The 22,486-nt window shown below is 64.8% G+C and carries 24 protein-coding genes; 20 read left to right on the forward strand and 4 right to left on the reverse strand.

Going from position 1 to position 22,486, the window contains the following annotated elements; all coding sequences use genetic code 11:
- Nucleotides 1-2 precede the first annotated feature (2 nt).
- The 11 genes from NK8_RS22115 to NK8_RS22165 all read left to right on the forward strand — a co-directional run bounded on the left by NK8_RS22115 (nt 3) and on the right by NK8_RS22165 (nt 11,002).
- Complete coding sequence (locus NK8_RS22115) at nt 3-869, forward strand: enoyl-CoA hydratase-related protein (protein ID WP_213231126.1); 867 nt, start codon at nt 3-5, stop codon at nt 867-869.
- Nucleotides 866-2,029 (forward strand): CaiB/BaiF CoA-transferase family protein, encoded by a 1,164-nt coding sequence (locus tag NK8_RS22120; protein ID WP_213231128.1) that lies wholly within the window; start codon nt 866-868, stop codon nt 2,027-2,029. Before NK8_RS22115 ends, NK8_RS22120 begins: the two co-directional genes overlap by 4 nt.
- Before the next feature lie 4 nt (nt 2,030-2,033).
- Nucleotides 2,034-3,296, forward strand: coding sequence for an NAD(P)/FAD-dependent oxidoreductase (locus tag NK8_RS22125; protein ID WP_213231130.1), 1,263 nt, complete (start codon nt 2,034-2,036; stop codon nt 3,294-3,296).
- A gap of 32 nt (nt 3,297-3,328) precedes the next feature.
- Nucleotides 3,329-3,640, forward strand: coding sequence for a 2Fe-2S iron-sulfur cluster-binding protein (locus NK8_RS22130; protein ID WP_213231131.1), 312 nt, complete (start codon nt 3,329-3,331; stop codon nt 3,638-3,640).
- A 12-nt stretch (nt 3,641-3,652) separates the two neighbouring features.
- Nucleotides 3,653-4,522: an acyl-CoA thioesterase II gene (locus NK8_RS22135; RefSeq protein ID WP_061178836.1), complete on the forward strand. Its 870-nt coding sequence runs from the start codon at nt 3,653-3,655 to the stop codon at nt 4,520-4,522.
- Nucleotides 4,519-6,246 carry an ATP-dependent acyl-CoA ligase gene (locus NK8_RS22140; protein WP_225936379.1) on the forward strand — a complete coding sequence of 576 codons (1,728 nt, stop codon included), beginning with the start codon at nt 4,519-4,521 and terminating at the stop codon, nt 6,244-6,246. Before NK8_RS22135 ends, NK8_RS22140 begins: the two co-directional genes overlap by 4 nt.
- A gap of 73 nt (nt 6,247-6,319) precedes the next feature.
- Nucleotides 6,320-7,015: an SDR family NAD(P)-dependent oxidoreductase gene (locus NK8_RS22145; RefSeq protein WP_061178837.1), complete on the forward strand. Its 696-nt coding sequence runs from the start codon at nt 6,320-6,322 to the stop codon at nt 7,013-7,015.
- Nucleotides 7,016-7,101: 86 nt separating this feature from the next.
- Nucleotides 7,102-8,277, forward strand: a complete 1,176-nt coding sequence (locus NK8_RS22150; protein WP_225936380.1) for a cytochrome P450 — start codon at nt 7,102-7,104, stop codon at nt 8,275-8,277.
- Between the two features lie 41 nt (nt 8,278-8,318).
- A complete protein-coding gene (locus tag NK8_RS22155; RefSeq protein ID WP_061178838.1) occupies nt 8,319-8,570 on the forward strand; it encodes a ferredoxin in 252 nt (83 codons plus the stop codon).
- On the forward strand, nt 8,567-9,814 hold the full coding sequence (locus tag NK8_RS22160; RefSeq protein WP_213231133.1) for an NAD(P)/FAD-dependent oxidoreductase: 1,248 nt from the start codon (nt 8,567-8,569) through the stop codon (nt 9,812-9,814). Before NK8_RS22155 ends, NK8_RS22160 begins: the two co-directional genes overlap by 4 nt.
- Before the next feature lie 24 nt (nt 9,815-9,838).
- Nucleotides 9,839-11,002 carry a CaiB/BaiF CoA-transferase family protein gene (locus NK8_RS22165; RefSeq protein WP_213231134.1) on the forward strand — a complete coding sequence of 388 codons (1,164 nt, stop codon included), beginning with the start codon at nt 9,839-9,841 and terminating at the stop codon, nt 11,000-11,002.
- Nucleotides 11,003-11,019: 17 nt separating this feature from the next.
- Here NK8_RS22165 and NK8_RS22170 read toward each other — a convergent pair whose 3' ends face one another.
- From NK8_RS22170 to NK8_RS22180, 3 genes are read right to left on the reverse strand one after another with little or no spacing between them, the layout of a single operon-like run.
- Nucleotides 11,020-11,979: a LysR substrate-binding domain-containing protein gene (locus NK8_RS22170; protein WP_213231135.1), complete on the reverse strand. Its 960-nt coding sequence runs from the start codon at nt 11,977-11,979 to the stop codon at nt 11,020-11,022.
- Nucleotides 11,976-12,185, reverse strand: a complete 210-nt coding sequence (locus NK8_RS22175) for a hypothetical protein (RefSeq protein WP_213231136.1) — start codon at nt 12,183-12,185, stop codon at nt 11,976-11,978. Before NK8_RS22175 ends, NK8_RS22170 begins: the two co-directional genes overlap by 4 nt.
- Before the next feature lie 13 nt (nt 12,186-12,198).
- Nucleotides 12,199-12,996 carry an SDR family NAD(P)-dependent oxidoreductase gene (locus NK8_RS22180; protein ID WP_213231138.1) on the reverse strand — a complete coding sequence of 266 codons (798 nt, stop codon included), beginning with the start codon at nt 12,994-12,996 and terminating at the stop codon, nt 12,199-12,201.
- A 119-nt stretch (nt 12,997-13,115) separates the two neighbouring features.
- On the opposite strand from NK8_RS22180, the gene NK8_RS22185 reads away from it, so the two are divergent.
- The 8 genes from NK8_RS22185 to NK8_RS22220 all read left to right on the forward strand — a co-directional run bounded on the left by NK8_RS22185 (nt 13,116) and on the right by NK8_RS22220 (nt 20,984).
- Nucleotides 13,116-14,048: an AraC family transcriptional regulator gene (locus NK8_RS22185; RefSeq protein WP_213231140.1), complete on the forward strand. Its 933-nt coding sequence runs from the start codon at nt 13,116-13,118 to the stop codon at nt 14,046-14,048.
- Nucleotides 14,049-14,216: 168 nt separating this feature from the next.
- On the forward strand, nt 14,217-15,224 hold the full coding sequence (locus NK8_RS22190; RefSeq protein WP_213231142.1) for a ketopantoate reductase family protein: 1,008 nt from the start codon (nt 14,217-14,219) through the stop codon (nt 15,222-15,224).
- Entirely contained in the window at nt 15,221-16,369 is a 1,149-nt protein-coding gene (locus NK8_RS22195; RefSeq protein ID WP_213231144.1) for a CaiB/BaiF CoA-transferase family protein, read from the forward strand. The genes NK8_RS22190 and NK8_RS22195 overlap by 4 nt, the downstream gene beginning before the upstream one ends.
- A 30-nt stretch (nt 16,370-16,399) precedes the next feature.
- Complete coding sequence (locus NK8_RS22200; RefSeq protein WP_213231492.1) at nt 16,400-16,873, forward strand: acyl dehydratase; 474 nt, start codon at nt 16,400-16,402, stop codon at nt 16,871-16,873.
- A 93-nt stretch (nt 16,874-16,966) separates the two neighbouring features.
- Nucleotides 16,967-18,184 carry a porin gene (locus tag NK8_RS22205; protein ID WP_213231145.1) on the forward strand — a complete coding sequence of 406 codons (1,218 nt, stop codon included), beginning with the start codon at nt 16,967-16,969 and terminating at the stop codon, nt 18,182-18,184.
- A 26-nt stretch (nt 18,185-18,210) separates the two neighbouring features.
- Nucleotides 18,211-19,452 (forward strand): cytochrome P450, encoded by a 1,242-nt coding sequence (locus tag NK8_RS22210; RefSeq protein WP_213231146.1) that lies wholly within the window; start codon nt 18,211-18,213, stop codon nt 19,450-19,452.
- Nucleotides 19,453-19,569: 117 nt separating this feature from the next.
- A complete protein-coding gene (locus NK8_RS22215; protein ID WP_213231147.1) occupies nt 19,570-20,328 on the forward strand; it encodes a glucose 1-dehydrogenase in 759 nt (252 codons plus the stop codon).
- A gap of 8 nt (nt 20,329-20,336) precedes the next feature.
- Nucleotides 20,337-20,984: a hypothetical protein gene (locus NK8_RS22220; protein WP_213231148.1), complete on the forward strand. Its 648-nt coding sequence runs from the start codon at nt 20,337-20,339 to the stop codon at nt 20,982-20,984.
- A 301-nt stretch (nt 20,985-21,285) separates the two neighbouring features.
- Here the strand turns inward: NK8_RS22220 and NK8_RS22225 are convergent, their stop codons facing one another.
- Complete coding sequence (locus NK8_RS22225; protein WP_213231149.1) at nt 21,286-21,549, reverse strand: hypothetical protein; 264 nt, start codon at nt 21,547-21,549, stop codon at nt 21,286-21,288.
- Between the two features lie 335 nt (nt 21,550-21,884).
- Here NK8_RS22225 and NK8_RS22230 point away from each other — a divergent pair, with 335 nt between their 5' ends.
- Nucleotides 21,885-22,463, forward strand: a complete 579-nt coding sequence (locus NK8_RS22230) for a hypothetical protein (protein ID WP_061178852.1) — start codon at nt 21,885-21,887, stop codon at nt 22,461-22,463.
- Nucleotides 22,464-22,486: the final 23 nt, after the last annotated feature.

Below are 22,486 nucleotides of genomic sequence, written 5' to 3' on the forward strand. Positions count from 1 at the left end.
ACATGACAGGCAGCATCGACTACGTCGCGAAGGATGGCCGGGCCTATATCACGATCGATCGCCCGGAGAAGAAGAACGCGATGACGAGTGCCATGCTCGATCAGCTGATGGACGGCTACGACCGCGCCGAAGCCGACGACGACGTGCGCGTGGTGGTGCTTCGCAGTGCGGGCGACGATTTCAGCACCGGACACGATCTCGCGGAAGTCGGCACCGAATACGGCGCAACGACACTGGACGAAAAGGGACGTCCGCGCAAGCCGAGCCAGCGCGCGCGGCTCCTGCACGACAAGCGCTATATCGAACGCTTCGAGCGCATCTTCAAGTTTCTGAAGCCGACGCTCGCGCTCGTGAAGGGCTATTGCCTCGGCGCGGGCCTGTATCTCGCGGAAGGCTCCGATCTCGTGATCGCGGCCGACACGGCGAAGATGGGTCATCCGGAACAAAAGCTCGGGCTGTCGGGCGCGGCCTACTTCGCCGCGTGGGAAATGATGGCGTTGGGCCCGCGCAAGGCGCGCGAGCTGTTGCTGATGGCGGACGTGTGGGATGCGCAGACGTGTCTCGCCAACGGCCTCGTCAACAAGGTCGTGCCGCTCGCATCGCTCGACGACGCGGGCGAAGAATGGGCGGAGCGCATCGTGCGGCTGCCGCGCGATGGCATCGTGGTCGGCAAGGCGGCGACCAATCTCGCGATGGATTCGCTCGGCATCGCGAGCCAGTTCGCCTACGGTCACGTGCTGCACGCGCTCGCGACCAACGTGCGTTACGAATCGGACGAATACAACTTCATGAAGCAGCGCCGCGACAAGGGCGTGCGCGCCTCGAACCACGAGCGCGAAGCGTTCTACACCGAGAAGGAAAAGGCATGAAAACGGCGCTGCAAGGCCTCAGGGTGCTCGACTTCACGCAGATGATGACCGGCCCGTTCGCAACGATGATGCTCGGCGACTGCGGCGCCGACGTGATCAAGGTCGAGCAGCCGGAGGGCGATCCGTTTCGCCGCTCGGGCGAGACCACGCTCAACGGCGACGGCGCATTCTTTCTCGGCGTGAATCGCAACAAGCGCGGCATCGTGCTCGATCTGAAGACAGAGGAAGGGCAGGCCGCCGCGCGCGCGCTCGCCGCCGAGGCCGACGTGCTGGTCGAAAACTTCCGTCCCGGCTTCACGGAACGTGTGGGCATCGGCTATGAAGCGTTGCGCGAGCTGAATCCGCGCCTCGTCTATTGCTCGATTTCGGGCTTCGATCGCAACGGGCGCGACCGCAACCGTCCCGCGCTCGACATGATCATCCAGGCGATTTCCGGCGTGATGCAGGTCACGGGCACGGAACAATCCGGGCCGCTCAAGACCGGCTTTCCGTTTTCTGACCTCGTGACCGCGCTGCTCGCCGCGATCGGCATGCTCACCGCATTGCAGGCGCGCGAGCGCACGGGCGAAGGCCAGCGCGTCGATCTGTCGATGCTCGACGCCAGCATCTTCAGCCAGGTGCCGCGCGACGTGTACTTCGACCTGACCGCGCAGACGCCACGGCGCATGGGCAACCAGCACTGGGACATCGTGCCGAACAACACGTACGCGACATCCGATGGCCGCGACATCATGATCATCACGATCAACGACAAGTTCTGGCAGGTGCTGTGCGATGCGCTCGATGCGCCCGAACTGAAGACCGATGAACGATTCGCCACGAAGGCCGCGCGTCTCGCCAACCGCGAACTCGTCAACGCACGGCTCGGCGCGATCTTCGCCACGCGCGATCTCGACGCGTGGGACGAGCGGCTCTCGGCGGCGGGCGCGATCTACGGCGCGGTGCGCACCTGGCCCGAAGTGTTCAGCGATCCGCACGTCGTCGACAAGCTGCTGAAGACTCTGCCGCATCCGCAGGGCGGCGCATTCAGGATCATCAATAACCCGCTGAATTTCTCCGGCACGCCGACGCACATCGACCGCTCGCCGCCGATGCTCGGCGAACACAACGGCGAAGTGCTCGGGCGGCCCGGCCGCGCATGGCCCGCCGTGGGCGCGTGATCAGGTGAAGAACAGCAAGGAGGGCATCGTGGAGCAGACCTGCATCATCGTCGGCGCGAGCCATGCGGCGGCGCAACTCGCGCCGAGTCTGCGGCAGGAGGGCTGGCAAGGGCGCATCGTCGTGATCGGCGACGAACCGCATCTGCCCTATCACCGGCCGCCGCTGTCGAAGGCGTATCTGCTCGGGGAAAAGGACAGCAACGATCTGCTGATCCGCGCGGCCGACGCGTACGCGAAGTTCGGCATCGAATTTCGTCTCGGCGAGCGGGTCGTGTCGATCGACCGTGAGCGCAAGTCGGTGACTTTGCAGGACGGCAGCACGCTCGCTTACGACAAGCTCGCGCTGTGCACCGGCACGCGTGTGCGCACCGTGGCGCTGCCGGGCGCGCAACTGGAAGGCGTGCATTACCTGCGCGGCATCGCGGACATCGATCGCATTCGCCGTCATGTACAGCCGGGCGCGCATGCCGCGATCGTCGGCGGCGGCTATATCGGGCTGGAGACGGCGGCCGTGCTCAATCGGCTCGGCATGCGCGTGACCGTGCTCGAAATGGCGCCGCGCGTGCTCGCGCGCGTGACCGCGCCGGACGTGTCCGCGTTCTTCGAGCGCGTGCACCGCGAAGAGGGCGTCGATATCCGCACGGGTGTCACGGTCGATCGCTTCGAGGGTGACGCACGCGTCGAGCAGATCGTGCTGCGCGATGGAACGACGCTCGCCGCGAGTCTCGTGGTGGTCGGCGTGGGCGTGATGCCGAACGTGGAACTGGCGCAGGCGGCCGGACTCGATGTCGACAACGGCATCGTGGTCGATGCGTGCGCGCGGACTGCGGACCCGGACATCGTCGCGGCCGGCGACTGCTCGTTGCATCCGTCGCCGTATTACGGGCGCATCCGGCTCGAGTCGGTTCCCAATGCGACCGAGCAGGCGAAGGCCGCCGCCGCGGCGCTGTGCGGCAAGGACAAGCCGTATCGCGCGCTGCCGTGGTTCTGGTCCGACCAATATGACATCAAGCTGCAGATCGCGGGTCTCAACGCGGGCTATGACCAGGTCGTCGTGCGCGGCTCGCGCGACACGGGCCGCAGCTTCAGCGCGTTCTATCTGAAGTCCGGACGGCTCGTCGCGGCGGACTGCATCAACCGCGCGCAGGAATTCATGCAGAGCAAGCGTCTGATCGCCGAAGGCATCGCCGTCGATGCCGCGCGGCTTGCCGACGAGACGTTTTCATTGAAGTCGCTGTTCGAAGCGGCGCAGCAACAGTCCGATTGATTCAGATTGATTCAGCCAGAGAGAGGTGTGCAATGCCAGTCGTCAAATACGTGCAGGTGAGCGGCGAAACCACGGCAGTCGATGTTCCGCTCGGCAGTTCGGTGATGCAGGGCGCGGTCGACAACATGATCGCGGGAATCGTCGCGGAATGCGGCGGCGCGTGCAGTTGCGCGACCTGCGAGGTCCATGTCGATGCGACGTGGATGCGGGTGGTCGGGGAAGCCTGCGACATCGAGCGCGAAATGCTCGAAGGCCTCGGCGAGCCGCGTAGCAACAGCCGCCTGAGCTGCCAGATCGAGATCACGCCCGAGCTGGACGGACTCGTCGTCGCGATTCCGGGCTGACGGGGAGGGCGCATGGCGGTGACGGTGAGCGATCTGCTGTCGGTATTGCGCGTGCGCGAGGGGCAGCGTCATGTGTTCTCGGGCGAGTCGCTCGTCGACGGCGTGCGCCGCATCTACGGCGGGCAACTGCTCGCGCAGTCGATCATGGCGATGGGACGCACCGTGCGCGACGCACACGGCCTGCATTCGATGCAGGGCTATTTCGTGCATCCCGGCGACGTGACGAAGCCGCTGCGCTTCGACGTGGAGCCGGTGCGCGATGGCCGCAGCTTCAGCACCCGCCGCGTGGTCGTCACGCAGGCGGCGCGCGTGGTGTTCATGGGCGCGGCGTCGTTTCAGGCGGCTGAAGGCTGTCACGAGCGATTGCCCGCGACGCCGGACGTGCCGCCTCCCGATCACATGCCCGCCGAAGCGGAATTTTTCGCGCGCGAAGCGCACTTGCTGGAACGGCGCCGCTCGCACGTCTCGACGATCATGCAGCTCTTCGAACGGCGCAGCGAGATGTGGCGGCCCTGGCTCGATCCGGGCGTCACGGCGCCCGTCAACGGACTCTGGTGCAGATTGCGCGAGCCGTGCGGCGACGACCCGCTGCTGTGTCACGCCGTGCTTGCGTATGCGTGCGACCTCGATCTGATGACCACGGCGATGCGTCCGCGCGGCCACGGCACGATGGACCGCCGCACCCGCTCCGCGAGCCTCGATCACGCAATGTGGTTCCACGCGCCCGTGCGCCCCGACGCGTGGTTCTACTACGACATGACCGGGCCGTGCGCATCGAACAATCGCGGGCTCGGCGCGGGCGCGCTGTATCAGGATGGCCGGCGCGTCGGCACTGCGATGCAGGAAGGGCTGATGCGGGTTATCGAGGACGAAGCACAGTGAGCGACACGATGGGTCAGTGGAACGACAAGTTCGAGCGCGCCGGGCGCAGATGGTCCGAGTGGACGATGCACGAGTACGCGCAGACGGATCGCGTGATCGGGCACATCATCGAGGACAAGGCGCGGCGTCATCCGCATCACGAGGTGTTCCGGTTTCGCGAGCGGACGGTCAGTTTCGAGGAACTGAACGCGTCGTCGAACCGGGCGGCGAACGGCTTTCGCGCACTCGGCATCGGTCCCGGCGACAAGGTCGCGCTGATGCTGTCGAATCGTGTGGAGTTCCTGTTCGCGTGGTTCGGGCTGAATAGAATCGGCACGGTATGCGTGCCGATCAACATCGCGTTGAAGGGCGAAGGTCTCGCGTATCAGATCGATCATGCCGATTGCGTCGCGCTCGTCGTCGAACCTGCGTACGCCGACGCACTCGGCGCGATCGCGGACCGGTTGCCGAAGCTGAATCACACGATCGTCGTGGATGCGCGCGCGCAACCTCGTTTCGCCGCCTGGCCAGGGCGAGAGACCCTGCATTTCGACGAACTGATGTCGCATGCGGAAACCGCGCCCGGCGTGTCCGTGGACTTCAGGCAGTTGTCGACCATCTCGTACACGTCGGGCACGACGGGACGCTCGAAGGGCGTGCTGATCAGCCATCACTACTGGTACGAGATCTGGGCGCAAGCCGTGAAGTACGCGCGCTATACGGATGAAGACGTCCTCTACACCGGTTTGCCGTTCTTTCACACGAGCGCGCACGGCACGACCGGCCCCGCGCTCCTCGCCGATGCACAGGCCGTGTTCGTCGAACGCTTTTCGGCGAGCCGCATGCTGGACGATTGCCGGCGGTGGAACTGCACGTCGGCGAAATTCATCGGTGGCATGCTGTCGATCTTGATGAAGCAGACCGCTTCGCCGCTCGATGCCGACAATCCGCTGCGCCTGATGGTGGGCGCCGCCGCGCCGCCGCATCTGTGGCATGCGTTCGAGGCGCGCTTCAATACGCGGCTGCTCGAACTGTACGGCATGACCGAATGCAGCAGCTGTCTCGTGAATCCCTACGACGAGCGTCGCGCGGGCGCATGCGGCAAGGCGATCACGGGCTATGAAGTGCGCGTCGTCGACGATCTCGACAACGAAGTCGCGCAAGGTCAGACAGGCGAGCTGGTCGTGCGGCCACAACGTCCGTTTCTCGGCACGAGCGGATATTACAAGGATGCCGAAGCAACGCTCGACCTGTTTCGAAATCTGTGGATGCACACCGGCGATCTCGCGCGGCAGGACGAAGACGGCTACTTCCACTTCGTCGACCGAAAGAAGCAGGCGCTGAGGCGGCGCGGCGAGAATATTTCATCGTTCGAAGTCGAGGCCGTGATCGGCGCGCACCCGGCCGTGCTCGAATCGTGCGTGGTGGGCGTGCCATCGGAACTCGGCGAAGACGACGTCAAGGCCGTCGTCGTGCTCAGGCGCGGCGAGCAACTGACGGAGTGCGAGCTGATCCGCTGGTGCGAGCCGCGTCTCGCGTACTTCGCGATACCGCGCTACGTCGCGTTTCGCGACAGCCTGCCGAAGACGCCGAGCGAGCGCGTCGAGAAGTATCGGCTGCGCGCGGAAGGCGTCACCGCCGACTGCTGGGACCGCGAGCGCGCCGGCGTCGTCATCGATAGGAATTCGGTCTCACGATCCAGCAAAACAGTATTGGACCTGCAACGCCCGCTGCGCGAATCTTGAGCCTGAGCCGCTCGAAACAGAGCGCGAAGATAGATGATCCGGTTCAAGAACATATCGTGAGAAGAGGTGACACATGACATCGAACGTTGCAGTCGTGACAGGCTCGAACGGCCTGACTGGACAAGCCATTTGCAAGAACCTGAGCGAGCGCGGCTATACCGTCGTCGGACTCGATATCGCCGAGTCGGGCAAGGGTGAATACGCCTACCGCGCGTGCGACGTCACCGATATCGAACAGATTCGCGCGGCCGTCGAAGCAATCGACGCGCAGTACGGCACCATCCGCGTGCTCATCAACAATGCGGGCGTGTGGCACGGCAAGACCTTCTTCGACATCTCGCCCACCGACTACGACTTCACCTACGGCGTCAACGCGCGCGCGCCCTTCTTTCTGAGCCAGGAAGTCGCGAAGCGTCTCGTCAAGGCGGGCGGCGGCGGCGTGATCGTCAATCTTGCGTCGATCGTGGCGACGGCGGGCAGCGGCGTGACCGACTACGGCGGCTCGAAGGCGGCCGTCATCAACCTGACGAAGAGCCTCGCCAAGCCGCTCGGTCCGCACGGCATCCGCGTCGCGGCGGTGTCGCCGGGCACGATCAACACGGCGATGGGCGAGAAGGTGCCCAAAGAGATTCGCGACAGGCTCATCGCCGGCTCGGGTCTGCAGCGCGCAGCCGAGCCCGAGGAGATCGCATCGGCGATCGGCTTTCTCGTCAGCGACGATGCGCGCTACGTGACGGGCGCGACGCTCGACGTCAACGGCGGTCTGTGAGCGGTTCCCGACATGAGCTCAATCATTCAATGGATGTGACGGGAGGCGCGATGTCTGGATGTCCTTTCAGCAAACCGGCGTTCCCGATGCCACGGCAATGTCCGTTCGTTCCGCCTGCCGAGTACCGCGATTATCAGCAACAGCCGGGACCGGTGAAAGTGCGGATGTGGGACGGCAAGGACGCATGGCTTTTCACGCGTTACGACGACGTGCGCGCCGTGCTCGGCGACAACCGCTTCAGCGGCGATCCGCACGTGAGCGGCTTTCCGAGTCTCTCGCCCGCGCGCAACGCGGTGCTCGATCTGGAGCCGGCGTTCATTCGCATGGACCCGCCGCAGCACGGCCACTTTCGCCGCATGCTGACCAAGGAGTTCATGATCAAGCGCGTGAGCGAGATGCGCCCGCGCATCGAATCGATCTTCAGCCGGCTCGTCGACGAACTGCTGGAAAAGGGGCCGCCCGCGAATCTGGTCGATGATCTCTTCCTGCCGCTGACCTCGGAAGTGATCGCGGGCCTGCTGGACGTGCCCGCGTGCGATCACGGCTTCTTCCAGGAGCAGAGCCGCCTGAAGGTGCTGCTCGATGTCGATCCGTCGATCCCGAAGGCGGCGTCGGACCGCATCCTGTCGTATCTCGACCGGCTCATCACCGAGCGCGCGCAGGATGCGGAGAAGCGCACGGACCTGCTGAGCCGGCTGATCGTCGAGCAGGTGCGGCCGGGACATCTGACGCATCGCGAACTGGTCATCATGGCCGAACTGCTGCTGATGGCCGGCCACGAAACGACCGCGAACCAGATGGCGCTCGGCGTCTTCAGCTTCCTCACCAACCCGGACCAGTTGCAGTTGTTGCGCGACACCCCTTCGCTGCTGCGCAACGCGGTCGAGGAAATGCTGCGCTTTCATACCATCGTTCACTACAACGCGTTCAGGGTCGCGACGGAGGACGTCGAAGTGGCGGGACAGATGATCCGCAAGGGCGACGGCGTCATCGCGCTGATCTCCGGCGCCAATCACGACGCCACGGCGTTCGAGCAGCCCGAGCGGTTCGACATCACACGCAAGGCCGATCATCACGTCGCGTTCAGCTACGGCATTCATCAGTGTCTCGGGCAGCCGCTCGCGCGCGTCGAATTGCAGGTCGTGTTCGCGTCGCTGTTCGAGCGCATGCCGGGCCTGCGCTTCGCCGTGCCGCTCGAAGCGATCGAGGGCAAGGGCGATCATTTCGTGCAGGGTCTCGAAGCCTTGCCCGTCACCTGGTAACCAACCGCAGCGCGCATTCGCGCGATGAAGGAGAGTAGGGCATGGCAAACGGAAACTTCAAACTGCGCGTCGCCGTCGATCAGGATGTGTGCGTCGGCGCGGGACTGTGCGTGCTGTCGAGCGCCGACGTGTTCGATCAGCGCGACGAGGACGGCGTCGTCAAGCTGTTGCAGACGGAGCCGGACGAGGCGCTGTACGAAAAGGTGCTGGGCGCGGCGCGCAAATGCCCGTCGAAGGCGATCAAGGTCGAGAAGTTCATCGACGATGCGGCCGCGCAGGAGAGCGGGCAGTGAGCGCGCGGCCCGAATCGGTGGTGATCGTCGGGGCGGGGCAGGCGGGGTTGCAGGCCGCAGCGTCCTTGCGCGAAGAAGGCTACGAGGGCGTGATCCAGATCATTGGCGACGAAGCGGGCCTGCCGTATCAAAGGCCGCCGCTGTCCAAAAGCTTCCTGACCGGCGACGTCGCGGCAGACGAACTGAGCCTCGAAGAAGCACACTGGTTCGACGACGCGCGCATCGAACGGCTCGCGGGCGAGCGCGTCAGTGCGATCGATCGCCGGCGCAGGCGCTTGTCGCTGGCGTCGGGGCGCATCGTTCCCTACGATCATCTCGTGCTGGCGACGGGATCGCGCAATCGCGCGCTGCCGTTCCTGACGCAGCCGACGCATGGCGTCGTGTCGCTGCGCTCCGTATCCGATGCGCAGCGGCTCAGGACTGCGCTCGGCGAAGCGCGCCGCGTGGTCGTGATCGGCGGCGGCTTTCTCGGTCTGGAAGTCGCCAGCATCGCGGCCGCGCGCGGATGCGACGTGCATGTCGTCGAGTCCGTCGAGCGCGTGATGAAGCGCGCGATCTCGGCAGAGATGTCGGCGGCGTGCGCGGCGCATCATCAGGCGGCCGGCGTGCGCTTTTCCTTCGACGCGCGGGTGGCGGGCATCGTCGGTCACGGCGCGTCCGTGAGCGCGGTCGAACTCGCCGACGGCGCGCGGCTCGACGCCGATCTCATGCTGGTGGCCGCGGGCGTGGCGCCGAACAGCGAGCTTGCCGCGGCGTGCGGCCTGTCCGTGTTCAACGGCGTCATCGTCGACGAGCGGCTGCGCACGTCCGACCCGGCGATCTCCGCCATCGGCGATTGCGCGGCGTTTCCCTACGCGTTCGACGGCGGCGATCTGCTGCGGCTCGAATCGGTCCAGAACGCCGTCGATCAGGCGCGTCATGTCGCGCGTTCGCTGCTCGGCGATGCGACGCCGTACGACCAGACGCCCGTCTTCTGGAGCGATCAGGGCGGCGCGCGGCTGCAGATCGCGGGCGTCGCGCGCCGGCTCGACAGCAGCGTCGTGCGGGGCGATCCCGCATCCGGCGCGTTCTCCGTGTTTCGCTACCGGCATCATCGGCTGACGGGCGTCGAATCGTGCAACCGGCCAGCCGATCACATGTCCGCGCGCAGGCTGCTGCAACGGCGCATCAGCCCGTCGCGCGAGCAGGCCGCCGATCCGTCGTTCAACCTGAAGCTGCTGTTGACGGCCGAGGAAGCGGTCTGATACCCGCCGCGAGGAAAGACTTTCATGGCTGCATCGTCCATTCTCGACGGCGTGCGCATTCTCGACATGACGTCGGTGATCTTCGGCCCGTATTGCACGGCGACGCTCGCCGAAATGGGCGCGGATGTCATCAAGATCGAGCCGCTCTCGGGCGACGAAATCAGGCGCGTCGGACGGCCGGCGCAGACGCGCGGCATGGGACCGGCGCACATGACGCTCAATCGCGGCAAGCGCTCGGTCGTGTGGGATCTGAAGACGGCGCGCGGCAAGGCATCGCTCGTGCGCCTGCTCGGCCGGTGCGATGTGTTCATCCACAATTTGCGCCGCGACGCGATCGCGCGGCTCGGTCTCGGCTACGACGCCGTTCGCGCGCTGCATCCGCGTCTCGTGTACGTGCATTGCACGGGCTTCGGCGAGGACGGCCCGTATGCGGGACGGCCCGCTTATGACGACATCATCCAGGCCGCATCCGGCGCCGCGAGTCTCTTGCCGCGCGCGGATGGCAACCCGGCGCCGCGCTATCTGCCGATGGCGATGGCCGACAAGGTCGCGGGCCTGCACGCAACCTATGCCGTGCTCGGCGCTCTGCTGCATCGGGAGCGCACCGGGTCCGGGCAGTCTGTCGAAGTGCCGATGTTCGAAAGCTTCACGCATTTCCTGTTGCAGGAGCATCTCTACGGCCGCGCGCTGATTCCGCCGACGGAGAGCGCGGGCTATCCGCGCCAGCTCGATCCGCTGCGCCAGCCGTTGAAATGCCTCGACGGCTATATCGCAATTGCGCCTTATACGGACGAACGCTGGGTGCGCTTTTTCGACGTGACGGGTCACGCGGATTTTCTGCAGCGCGAGAAGCTGTGCACGGCGCGCGATCGCTTCCACGCGCTCGACCGCATGCACGCGGAAATGGCCCGCATCGTCGCGGGCAAGCCGTTGCGCGACTGGCTGATGCTGTTCGCCGAATGCGATATCCCCGCATCCGAAGTCAGGGATCTCGATGGCGTGCTCGCCGATCCGCATCTCGCGGCGACGGGCTTCTTCGAGCGCAGGACGCATCCATCGGAGGGCGACTATGTGCAGATGCGTCCGCCGGTGCGCTTTCACGGCGCGCCCACCGCCGAGGTGCGCACGGCGCCGCATCTGGGCGAGCACAGCGACAAAGTCGACGACTGGCTGCAAGAGCCGCGCTGAACGCCTCAATGAGCGCGTCAGGCGGCCGCTGCTTCGACCAGACGCGGGGAAGAGGTATCGATGAAGTATTGCGGATGACGCGCGATCAGTTGCGCCGAATTGGCGCGCGCCGCTTCCCGCCATGCATTGAGCAGCGGCGGCACGCGATCCTTGTGCCAGGCGAGCGACAGCGACACGCCCGGCGTGTCGACCGCGAGCGGCCGGTAGGCGACGCCGTGCGGCTGCATCAGCTGCATGATGGCGGGCACGACCGCGACGCCCACGCCCGCCGCGACGAGGCACGCGGACGTATGCATGTCGTAGGCTTCCTTGGCGACATTGGGCTTGAGATTCGCATCGTCGAAGAGGTCGAGAATCTTGTCGCCGTAGCCGCGCTCCGTCGCCGTGCCGCGCGCGACCGCGATCAGCGGCCAGCGCGCCAGATCGTGCAGATCCACGGGGCCGGGGACGTCGTACTCGCTGCCCGCCGGCACGGCGACCACGAGCAGCTCGCGATACAGCAGCTCGGTCACGATGTTGTGATCGAACACATGCCCGCGCACCAGCCCGACTTCGATGAGGCCTTCCTTGAGACCCGCGATCTGCTGCGAGATGGTCATTTCCTGCAGGCTGACGTCCGAGTTCGGCGCGAGCGTGTTGAAGATGCGCAGCGTGTTCGGCAGGAAGCAATAGATGGCCGTGTAGATGGAGCCGACGATCAGATGCGCGCGCGCCCCGCGTCCCGACGCGCGCACCGCGGCGATCGCCGCCGTCGCTGTGTTGAGCACGCGCTGCGCATGTTCGACGAGGATTTCGCCCGCAGGCGTCAGCAGCACCTTGCGCTTTTCGCGCGTGAAAAGCGGCGTGCCCAGTTCGTCTTCCAGCGCGATGATCTGCGCGCTCAATGCGGGCTGAGCGATGTTCACGCGTTCCGATGCGCGCGTGAAATTCAGCTCGGCGGCCACTGCGAGGAAATACTGGAGTTGGCGCATGTTCATGTCGGCGTTCCTTCTCTGCTATTCGCGCTGCCGGCCGTGACGATCGGCCCGCGCGGATTCGATCCCGTTGCGCCGAAATATTCGGCGACGAGCCATTCATCGGCGGCCTGACGGATGGGGTCCGTCATGTACAGGGCGAGCGACAGAAAGCGTGTCAGGCGTCGCGCGCACTTCGGCGGACAGCGGTGCTCTTGTGCGGCTCGCATGGCGCTGCGGCGCTCAGTGCACGCCACGCCACGCGAGCGTGCCGGCGTCGACGCTGAAGGTGCTGCCCGTCGAGAACGACGCTTCGTCGGACGCGAGAAAGCACACCAGCTTCGCGACTTCTTCCGGGCGCCCCAGGCGTTTGAGCAGATGCGTACCCCACAGGCGCGCGCGCGCTTTCTCACGGTCCTCTGCGTGCTCCACGCTGTGGCTCAGCATGGGTGTATCGATCGCGCCCGGCGCGTAGGCGTTGCAGCGTATGCCGGCGTCGGCGAGATCGAGGGCGATCGCTTTGGTCAGCATCGCGACGCCGCCCTTGCTCGCCGCGTAGGCGGGCAAGCCCGGGTACGCGACGCTGCCCGCGACCGACCCGCCGTTGACGATGGCCGGACTCTTCGTGGAGCGCCGCAACCACGGCGCGGCGAATTTGCTCGCGAGCCACATCGCCTTGAGATTGACGTTCATGACCGTGTCCCAGACCGCTTCGGACAGGTCTTCGATCGTCGGCGCGCGGCCCGTCAGGCCGTCGTCGGTGACGCCAGCGTTGTTGACGAGCACGTCGATGCCGCCCGCGAGGCGCGCGGTTTCGTCGATCATGTGGCGGATCGCCGCCGTGTCCGTGAGGTCGGTGCGGATGAAGCAGCTCTTCGCGCCCGCCTGTTCGACTTCGTGAGCGGCCGTCGCGCCGCGATCTTCCTGCACGTCCGCGAGCGTGACCCACGCCGCGCCCTGACGCGCCGCTTCGATCGCGATCGCGCGGCCCATGCCCTGTGCCGCGCCCGTGACCACGACAACCCGGTCCTTTAGCTTCATTACGTGTCTCCGTCTTGTTCTTCGCCAGTGAATGCACCGGTCGTTGGGATACAAGTTAAGGCAACGCAATGAGTTAATCTATAAGAGTCCGTCTACGAAAATTTATCGATCGTCTCAATATGGACATCCTGACCGATATCATCCGACTCATGCGGCCCCGGGCGATCAGCTGGCGGACGGTCGAGGCGCAGGGCCGCTGGGGCATGAGCGTGCCGTGCCGGGACATTCCGGTGTTCTGCCTCGTCGTGACGGGGCAATGCTGGTACGTGCCGCGCCACGGCCAGCCGCTGCTGATGCGCCAGGGCGACTACCTCCTCATGCGCGCGACGGCCCGCTATTGCCTCGTCAGCGACCCCGATGCGAGCGCCACGCTGCACGCGATGGAAGACGGCGTCGCAGCCGATGCGTACGTTCGCTGGGACGAGGGCGCAGGCGGCGACAAGGTCCGTCTCGTCGGCGGGTACTTCGAGATCGGCCCGGAACACACGGCGCTCTTCTCGGGCATGCTGCCGGATTTTCTGTACATCCGTTCGTCTGACGAAGAGGCGGGGCGGCTGTCGAGGCTGATTGCGCTGATCGGCGAGGAGTCGAGCATCGATCTGCCGGGACGCGATCTCGTCATGAGCCGGCTCGTCGAAATCATGCTGGTCGAAGTGTGGCGGCGTCCGCTGACCCGGATCGACTCGCGCGAGGCCGGCTGGTTCAGCGGCATGGCCGACCCGCACATCCATCTCGCGCTGCAGAAAATGCACGCGGACGTTGCGCGTCACTGGACCGTCGACGGGCTCGCGAAGGACGTCGGCATGTCGCGTGCCGCGTTCGCGCGGCGCTTTGCGGAACGCGTCGGCGTCGCGCCCGCCACGTATCTGTCGAACTGGCGCATTGCGCTCGCCAAGGATGCGCTGCTCAACAGCGAACGTTCGCTCACCGACATCGCACTGTCCATCGGCTATTACTCGGACAGTGCATTCAGCACGGCATTCAGCCGCGTGGTCGGCGTCGCGCCCGCGGCGTTCCGCCGCGCGCGACAAGGCGAGCAGGCTGCCCGATAGCCCGTCGATATTCCGCTTTCGCAGCTATACGCCGATCTGCTTGAATCATCGTTTTTTAGTATTTCCCCTCGTGCCTGTGTGGCCCGTATCTTGTGCTCATCGTATGTGCCTGCCATCGCATCTTCCATGCAGCGGGCGCGACTCATCAGCCATGCAAGAGAGCGGACCATGCAGAGGATATGCATTTTCGGAGGCGGGGCGATCGGCGGCTATCTGGCGGCGCATCTGGCGCGCGCCGGGCGCTGCGAGGTGAGCGTCGTCGCTCGGGGCAGGACGCTCGACGCCATCCGCCGCCACGGACTGAGCGTGAAGACCGCCAGCGAAGCGTTCACGGTGCCCGTGCGCGCGACCTCGGACACGCGCGAACTCGGCGAACAGGATTACGTGTTCATCACGCTCAAGGCGCATCAGGTCGATGGCGCGCTCGGGCAGATCGCGCCGCTGATCGGCCCGCACACTACCGTGCTGCCGCCGACCACCGGTATTCCGTACTACTTCTTTCATGCGCTGCCCGGACGTTTCGGCGGCACGCAGTTGCCTTCCCTCGACCGTGACGCACGCCAGTGGCGTGTCATGCCGCCGGAGCAGGTGCTCGGCTGCGTCTACTGGATCGGCGCACATGCGAGCGCGCCGGGCGTGATCGTGCAGGACGGCGCGAAAGCGGGCTGTCCGATCGGCGAGCTCGACGGCAGCGACTCCGGGCGCGTGCGCGCGCTGAGCGAATTGTTGTGCGCGAGCGGCATCGACGCGAAGGTGAACAAGGACATCCGTTCGGCGATCTGGGTCAAGTTCGTCAACAGCCTCTCGTTCAATCCCGTCGCGCTGCTCACGCAGGGCGCGCTCGGCGAGATGGCCGAGGCGGGCGGCGCGCTGGCCGTCGTCAAGGCGATGATGTCGGAAGCGGATGCCATCGCCACGCGACTGGGGCTTGCGATCGGTCCGCCGCCCGACAGGCGCATCGCGCTGACGGTGAGCGCGTCGCATCACAGGATGTCGATGCTGCAGGATCTCGAAGCAGGCCGTCCGCTCGAACTCGACCCGCTCGTGCACTCGATCCGCGCACTGCGCGATCTCACGGACGTGGCCACCCCTACCCTCGACATGGTGCTCGCGATGGCGCAACTGCGCGCCGTCACGGCGACGCACGCCCACACGAAACAGGAGCAACACGCATGACGAACCCATCCACCACGGCACCGACGCATGACGACGACGCCTTCAGGCGGCCTCTCGCCGGCGTGAAGGTCGTCGAAGCGTGCAGCTACATCTCCGGCCCGTTCTGCGCGCAGATGCTCGCCGATCTGGGCGCGGACGTCATCAAGGTCGAGCCGCCGTCGGGCGATCCGTATCGGAACTTCGGTCATGGCTGGAAGGGCGTGGGCACCGTCTGGACCAATGCGAATCGCGGCAAGCGCAGCGTCACGCTCGATCTCAAGTCCGCCGACGATCTCGCCCGATTCAAGGTGCTCCTGCGTGATGCCGATCTCTATATCGAGAACTGGCGTCCGCATGTGTCGGCGTCGCTCGGGCTGAGCTTCGAGGCGGTGAGCGCGCTGAATCCGCGCATCGTCCAGCTTTCGATCACCGGTTACGGGCCGGACGGCGAACTCGCCGCGGAACCCGCTTTCGATGCGCTGATCCAGGGTCGCACTGGCCTGCTCAGCTACGAGGCGGCAGGCGGCACGCCGCGCGCCACCAATACGTTCGTGGCGGACAAGGTCGCCGCGATCTTCGCCGCGCAGATGGCGCTGTCCGGACTGATCGCACGAGACCGGGCGCAGAAGGCGATCCATCTGGAGACGTCGATGCTCGACATGCTGTCCTACTACAACTTTCCGGACATGTTCCACAACCGCGCGTTCGTCGACGACGCCTCGCCCGAAACGCTCGCGCCGCAACCGGTGCTCGCGACGAGCGACGGTCATCTGGTGGTGTCGCCGGTGTCGGGCAAGCAGTTGAGCCGGACGCTCGATGCGCTCGGGCATCCGGAATGGAAGGATGAACTGAAGAAGATCACCAGCAAGCGCGACATGACGCACGCGTTCTTCGAGCGCATCGCGGGGCCGCTCAGACAGAAGACGACGGCGCACTGGCTCGCGCGCTTTCGTGAACTCGACGTGCCCGCTGGTCCCGTCAACGTGCCCGACGCGCATCTGAACGACCCGCAGGTGTTGCACAACCGGCTTTACTCGCAACTCGAAACGCCCACCGGCACGGTGCGGGCGATCCGCTATCCGGCGCGCTTCAACGGACATCTGTTCGAACCGCGCCGGGCCGCGCCCGCGCTCGGCGAAGGCAATGCCGACCTGCTCGGCTCGTGAACCGTCGACACGGAGATTCAAGTGCCCATCATGCTGAGCGGCGTCGAAGGCATCCGTGCCTGTCTGGGATTCCACCTCGGTCACAGCGACTGGCTGGAGGTCGATCGGGTCACGATCGAGCGCTTCGAATCGCTGACCGATGAACTCTCGCGGAGCCACATCGGCGAGGACATCGTGCCTTGCGGCGTCATGGTCGCCCTGCTGATTCCGATGCTCGAGGAGATCTACGTGCTCGAGGACACGCTGAATGTGGCGCTGCACAGGATCGAGCAACTGCAGTTCGTTGCGCCCGCGCCGACGGGCTCGGGTCTGCGCGTCGGCGCGACGGTCAGGGCCGTTCAGCCGGTGGGCGACCACTGGCATCTGAATCTCGAATGCGTGATGGAATGCGATGCCCTGGCGCAACCCGTGTTGCGCGCGAACGTGACGTATCGGTTCCGATCCGCTTCCGTGGCGGGCATGCCGCATCTGTCCTTGTGCAGGCCCGACCTGAGCTGCCGATGAGGAGATCGCAGCCGAATCGCATAACCGGGCAATCAGTTTATTAAGCAGGATACCAAAGTAAATAGTCTAAAAATATGAGACATGGAGACAGAGATGAAATACTGGAGATGGCCGTCCGCGGTGGCGGTGTTGTTGGTGTCAGCGCATGCATCGGCGCAAAGCAATGTGCTGATTTACGGCATCATCGATTACGGGCTGAACTTCGTCAACAATGCGCAGACCGCCGCACCGGGCGGGCGCACGGGCAGCCATCAGTACGCGATGAGCAGCAGCATCATGCAGGGCAACCGGCTCGGATTCCGCGGCACTGAAGACCTCGGCGGAGGCTATCAGGCGATCTTCGTGCTGGAGAACGGCTTCGATATCGGCACGGGCTCGCTGGCGCAAGGCGGTAACCTGTTCGGCCGGCAGGCCTATGTCGGGCTCGCGTCGCCCTACGGCACGGTGACGATCGGCCGCCAGTACGACTCGGCCGTGGATTACATCGGGCCGCTCACCGGCGCGGTCGGCAACGGCACCTACGCGCTGCATGGCAACGACGTCAACAACTTCGGCAACACGTATCGCGTGAACAACGCCGTCAAGTTCACCAGCAATACGTACAACGGATTCAAGTTCGGCGGGCTGTACAGCTTTGGCGGCGTGGCGGGTTCGTTCGGCACCAACAGCATCTATTCCGCCGGAGCGTCCTATTCGAACGGTCCCTGGTCGGCCGCCGTGGCGTACCTGCGCGCCCGCGACCCGAACCGCTCGTTCTTCGGCAACAACCCCAATAGTTCCGCCACGGCCAACAATCTCGGCGCGACGAGCGGCGTGCAGACCAATCCGGTCTACGGCGCGTTTGCATCGGCGGCGTATTACCAGGTCATGGGCGCGGCGTTGCAGTACTCGGTGCAGAGCCTCATCGTCGGCTTCGATTACTCGCACATCACCTTCGGCGATCTGAACTCCCCCTCATCGGGCAATCTCGCGCTGACCAATCCGCGTGGCTATACCGGCAACGCTGCGTTCAACAGCTACAACCTATTCGCGCGCTACGCCATCACGCCGTTCCTGTGGCTCAACGGCTCCTACGACTATCTCGTGGGCGGCGCGATCGACGGCAAGGAGAGCGCGAAGTACCACATGTTCAATGCATCGGTGGACTACTTCCTCTCGAAGCGGACCGATGTCTACTTCATGGCGAACTACCAGATCGCGTCCGGCGTGGATTCGACCGGACAGCCCGCGGTCGCGTCCTATCTCACGATCACGCCGTCCAATACGCCGCATCAGGTCGTGTTGCGAGTCGGCATGCGGCACCGCTTCTAGCTTCTCAAACCAACAGCGAGGAAGGAATGAATACGTCCGAGACCACCGCCACATGCCCGTTCGCCACGGAACGCTTCCCGTGGCCGCGAGACGGCGCCGCGCCGCTCGTGCCACCGCGTCAATATGCGCAACTGCGCGAGCAGGCGCCCGTCGTACAAGTCAGTCTGTGGGACGGCAGTCTCGCCTGGCTCGTGACCGACATGGCGCATTTTCGCGAAGTCATGACGAGCCCGCACTTCAGCGCATCGCCGCTGACGCCCGGCTTTCCGTTCGTCTCGCCGTCGCGCGCCGCGCAGTCGAAGTCCTATCAGACCTTCATCACGATGGACCCGCCCGAGCACGGTCAGTATCGTCGCACGTTGACGAAGGAGTTCATGGCCAAGCGCATGCAGGAGCTGCGCCCGCTCGTTCAGCGATCGCTCGATCAGCTTCTCGACGACATGGAGCGCACGGGCGCGCCGGCCGATTTCATCGGCGCTGTCGCGCTGCCGCTTCCGTCGCTGGTCATTTCGATCATGCTCGGCGTGCCCTATGAGGACCATGACAAGCTGCAGAAATGGAGCGGCGACCGCATGGATCTTTCGATCGCGCCCGAAGCCTTGACGCAGTCGGCGAAGCACATGAGTCAGTACATCGACGCGCTGCTGCTGGAAAAGGAACGCGATCCGGGCGACGGCAGCGACTTGCTGAGCCGCATGGCGATCGAATGGATCAATCCCGGCAAGGTGTCGCATGCGGATGCCGTGCAGATGGCGACCTTGCTCTATCTCGCCGGCCACGAGACGACCGCGAACCAGATCGGGCTCGGCCTGCTCAGTCTGTTTCAGCATCCGGAGCAGCGTGCAGCGCTGATGGCGGACGCGTCGCTGGTGAAGGGCGCGGTGGAGGAAATGCTGCGCTTTCATTCGATCACGCACATGAACTCCAATCGGGTCGCAACGGAAGATGTCGTGATCGGCGGTCAACTGATTCGCAAGGGCGAGGGCGTGCTGGCGCTCCTCCATGGCGCGAATCACGACCCGGTGGCGTTCCCCGAGCCCGAGCGCTTCGATATCCGCCGCGATACGAAGGATCAGTCGCACGTCGCGTTTTCGTTCGGCATTCACCAGTGTCTCGGCCAGCCGCTTGCGCGACTCGAACTTCAGGTGCTGTTCGAAACGCTCTTCAAACGCTTTCCGAATCTGCAGCTCGCCGTATCCGAGGACGAATTGCGCTACAAGGACAAGTCGTTCGTCTACGGGTTGAAGGCGCTGCCCGTTCGCTGGTAACCGGAGAAGGCGATGAACAGGCGTTCATGGATGAAAGGCTGGTCCGCAAACATCGATGTCCTGATCGCGTTGTGCGCCAGTCTTGCGATGACGGCTTAGCAACAACGGAGGAAACACATGGATCGAAATCTGGTCAGGAAAGTGGCGCTGGTGACCGGTGGCGCATCGGGCATCGGCCGCGCGACGGCGATCGAATTCGCGCGCAGGGGCGCGGCCGTCGTCGTAGCGGACGCCGACGCCACGGGTGGCAAGGAAACCGTTTCGCATATCGAAACGAACTGTGACGCGCGGGCGATGTTCGTCGGCGTGGACGTGACTGACGCGGTATCGGTCGAGGCGATGATTCGCTCGACCGTCGAGAATTTCGGCGCGCTCGACATGGCGTTCAACAACGCGGGCGTGCCCGATCGCGCCGCGAGCCTTCACGTATCGACGCAGGACAACTGGGACCGCGTGATGTCGGTGAACCTGGAGGGCGTCTGGCATTGCATGAAGGCCGAACTCGATCAGATGCTGCTCGCCGGGAAGGGGGCGATCGTCAACAACGCGTCGCGTTCCGGGCTGGTCGGCGTGCCCTCCGACGGCGTGTACGGCGCGGCGAAGCACGGTGTCGTGGGACTCACGAAGGCTGCGGCGATCGAGTTTGCGGGCAGGGGCGTTCGCGTCAACGCCGTGTGCCCGGGACTCGTGGAGACGGCGCTCACGCGCGCCCGCTTCGGCGATGAACTGGCGGCGCGCGCGAAGCTCGCCAATCCGCTCGGACGGATGGCGCAAGCCGAGGAAATCGCGAGCGCCGTCGTGTGGCTGTGTTCCGACGCGGCGTCGTTCGTGGTCGGTGTAGCGCTGCCCGTCGACGGCGGCGCGACGGCGCGCTGAACAGGCACATGAACACGCAAAACGACCGTGCCATCCTGTGCGCGACGCTCAGCGTGCACGAGTGCGACAAGGAGAACTTCGTCGCCTGGCACACGCATGAGCATCTGCCGGAGCGCGTGGCGATTCCCGGATTCGTGCGCGGCCGACGCTTCGTCCGTACAGACGCGGATTGCCATTTCTTGATTCTTTACGATGTAGACAGCCTGTCGGTGCTTTCACATCCCTGCTATCTGGCGCGTCTGAACCATCCGACCGACTGGACTCGCGCGACGCTTCCGACGTTTCGCGACGGCCGGCGCTCGGCGTATCGCGTGCTCGCGAAAGCGGGAGGAACGCAAGGGTCGTACGTCATGTCGATCAGCGCCAGGCCCGACAGTCTCCAGGAAATCAACGTCGGCTTGCTCGACGACTGGTGCGGACATCCCGGAATCGCCAATATCGCGTTCGCCGAACCCGATCGCGCCGCTTCGTCGCATGTCACGGAGGAAAGTCGTCGAAGCGGAAACCGCTACGCCGAAGAATCGATTCTGTTGGTGGAGGGGATGTCCGAACGCAGTCTGCGAGAGTTTGCCTCGACCGAATGCAGCCGCTTTGGTTTCGACGCGAAGGAAACCGAACGACTATATCGTCTGCAAGCGAGCGTCGGAAGGGACTGATTCGTTACCGCGCTTTCGCACAGTTTTGAACCGAAGATTTATGCCCGCTACTACATGTGACAGGATCCGGACAGAGGCGGCCCGAGCAGCCAACGAAGAGGACGCCTCGTTGTGGCGCTGGTTTTCCGCCTTCTATCAGGACGGGAGAATTCGCTGGTGCAGATCATCCGACGGCTGGCTCGTCAGCGTCGACCATCGACATCTCGCGACGGAGTCGGATTTCGATGTCGCCATCCGGATGTCGAAGGAGCGCTATTCGAACCCCAGATCGAAATAGGCGATACGGGCGTCACGGCGCGGCTCAGTCGTCGAACTCGCCCGCTTCAAGCGCATCGGCGAAATCGGTGAGCCAGGTGCCGAAGTGATCGGTGTCGTAGGTCGCCCGCTTGCCGTTCGTGACCCGCATGACCGAGACCTGCCGGACCGTCCCGTTTCTGGCGCCCGCGGAAACCTCGTCATTGTCCGCGATCTCGAAATCGCGCGGGTCGAGTCCCCGATTGGCAAGTACGGCTTTGACGTCTTCCTGTTCGTCCCAGGAAAACTCGGAGAGTTTGTGAGTTGTCATGCAGTCTCCTCGGCGCTGTGAGCGAAAAGCATCCCTGCAATGCGTAATGATACGTTCGTCGCACGCGCTGGTTTGCCGTTTTTTTATCGGACCGGCGGCCTCGCATGAGGGTGCGTTTGGTACGTGAACGGGCCGTCGGGCATATTGGCGGCGGCAACGTGAACTGGCCGGAAAGCGATTCTCGGTCGCGGACCGAGGGGCTGCACACCTATTCCGCTGACGATACGAAAACGGATGCTGCCCGATTGTCATCGGGTGCCGTGGTAGCAATCGTGTCCTAGAATTTCAGAAGCCGGTTGCCGGACATTCGCGCTAACCAATCGAGAAGGACGGAGATGGACGAAAATCCTGTCGATGCTGCCGCGCTGCTGGGTGCAGCTCTGGCGGTCGTGCTGGCTGTGCTGATCGCCGAAGGCCCCTTCGATTACATGAACGCGGCGGTGGCCGTTACGGTCCTGGCGATTCTGTACGCTTATCAGTGGAATAGACCGCGGGCGAGATGGGAACTCAGTCTTGCCCTGAGTTGCACGATCGGCATCGTGGCGACTCTTCTGGTGGGATTAGTCGGCGAGATCATCGAAAGCAGAAGCGGATTTAATCTGGAAGGGCACATCGAATGCCATGCGGATGGCGATAATCCGGCGCATTACAAGTGTGCAATGGTGTCGAATCTCGCAACCTGGGTTACGCCTTGCTCATGGGTCATCATCACGGTAGCGCTTTTCGCGATAGATAGGGGCAGGCAAAAGCAGCGACGGACACCGGTTGACCAACTCGATCGCGACGATGGCCCGTCGGCGCGCACAGACGGCGGCGCTGCCGCGAAAGAACCTCCGCTCGAACCGGGAAAGTCCCCGTCCCAAACTGGCCAAGGCCATCGAGCGAAGGAAGGAAGCGCAAAGAGGAAGCACTAAAGTGAGTTGCCGCGCGCCAATCG

It is taken from the genome of Caballeronia sp. NK8 (genome assembly GCF_018408855.1).
Taxonomy (GTDB): Bacteria; Pseudomonadota; Gammaproteobacteria; order Burkholderiales; family Burkholderiaceae; genus Caballeronia.

What these genes read in the sequence shown, in the direction of transcription:
- NK8_RS22115 (WP_213231126.1), top strand. Translation starts at nt 3, where the DNA reads ATGACAGGCAGCATCGACTACGTCGCGAAGGATGGCCGGGCCTATATC.
- NK8_RS22120 (WP_213231128.1), top strand. Translation starts at nt 866, where the DNA reads ATGAAAACGGCGCTGCAAGGCCTCAGGGTGCTCGACTTCACGCAGATG.
- NK8_RS22130 (WP_213231131.1), top strand. Translation starts at nt 3,329, where the DNA reads ATGCCAGTCGTCAAATACGTGCAGGTGAGCGGCGAAACCACGGCAGTC.
- NK8_RS22135 (WP_061178836.1), top strand. Translation starts at nt 3,653, where the DNA reads ATGGCGGTGACGGTGAGCGATCTGCTGTCGGTATTGCGCGTGCGCGAG.
- NK8_RS22145 (WP_061178837.1), top strand. Translation starts at nt 6,320, where the DNA reads ATGACATCGAACGTTGCAGTCGTGACAGGCTCGAACGGCCTGACTGGA.
- NK8_RS22150 (WP_225936380.1), top strand. Translation starts at nt 7,102, where the DNA reads ATGCCACGGCAATGTCCGTTCGTTCCGCCTGCCGAGTACCGCGATTAT.
- NK8_RS22155 (WP_061178838.1), top strand. Translation starts at nt 8,319, where the DNA reads ATGGCAAACGGAAACTTCAAACTGCGCGTCGCCGTCGATCAGGATGTG.
- NK8_RS22165 (WP_213231134.1), top strand. Translation starts at nt 9,839, where the DNA reads ATGGCTGCATCGTCCATTCTCGACGGCGTGCGCATTCTCGACATGACG.
- NK8_RS22170 (WP_213231135.1), bottom strand. Translation starts at nt 11,979, where the DNA reads ATGAACATGCGCCAACTCCAGTATTTCCTCGCAGTGGCCGCCGAGCTG.
- NK8_RS22175 (WP_213231136.1), bottom strand. Translation starts at nt 12,185, where the DNA reads ATGCGAGCCGCACAAGAGCACCGCTGTCCGCCGAAGTGCGCGCGACGC.
- NK8_RS22180 (WP_213231138.1), bottom strand. Translation starts at nt 12,996, where the DNA reads ATGAAGCTAAAGGACCGGGTTGTCGTGGTCACGGGCGCGGCACAGGGC.
- NK8_RS22185 (WP_213231140.1), top strand. Translation starts at nt 13,116, where the DNA reads ATGGACATCCTGACCGATATCATCCGACTCATGCGGCCCCGGGCGATC.
- NK8_RS22190 (WP_213231142.1), top strand. Translation starts at nt 14,217, where the DNA reads ATGCAGAGGATATGCATTTTCGGAGGCGGGGCGATCGGCGGCTATCTG.
- NK8_RS22195 (WP_213231144.1), top strand. Translation starts at nt 15,221, where the DNA reads ATGACGAACCCATCCACCACGGCACCGACGCATGACGACGACGCCTTC.
- NK8_RS22200 (WP_213231492.1), top strand. Translation starts at nt 16,400, where the DNA reads ATGCTGAGCGGCGTCGAAGGCATCCGTGCCTGTCTGGGATTCCACCTC.
- NK8_RS22205 (WP_213231145.1), top strand. Translation starts at nt 16,967, where the DNA reads ATGAAATACTGGAGATGGCCGTCCGCGGTGGCGGTGTTGTTGGTGTCA.
- NK8_RS22210 (WP_213231146.1), top strand. Translation starts at nt 18,211, where the DNA reads ATGAATACGTCCGAGACCACCGCCACATGCCCGTTCGCCACGGAACGC.
- NK8_RS22215 (WP_213231147.1), top strand. Translation starts at nt 19,570, where the DNA reads ATGGATCGAAATCTGGTCAGGAAAGTGGCGCTGGTGACCGGTGGCGCA.
- NK8_RS22220 (WP_213231148.1), top strand. Translation starts at nt 20,337, where the DNA reads ATGAACACGCAAAACGACCGTGCCATCCTGTGCGCGACGCTCAGCGTG.
- NK8_RS22225 (WP_213231149.1), bottom strand. Translation starts at nt 21,549, where the DNA reads ATGACAACTCACAAACTCTCCGAGTTTTCCTGGGACGAACAGGAAGAC.
- NK8_RS22230 (WP_061178852.1), top strand. Translation starts at nt 21,885, where the DNA reads ATGGACGAAAATCCTGTCGATGCTGCCGCGCTGCTGGGTGCAGCTCTG.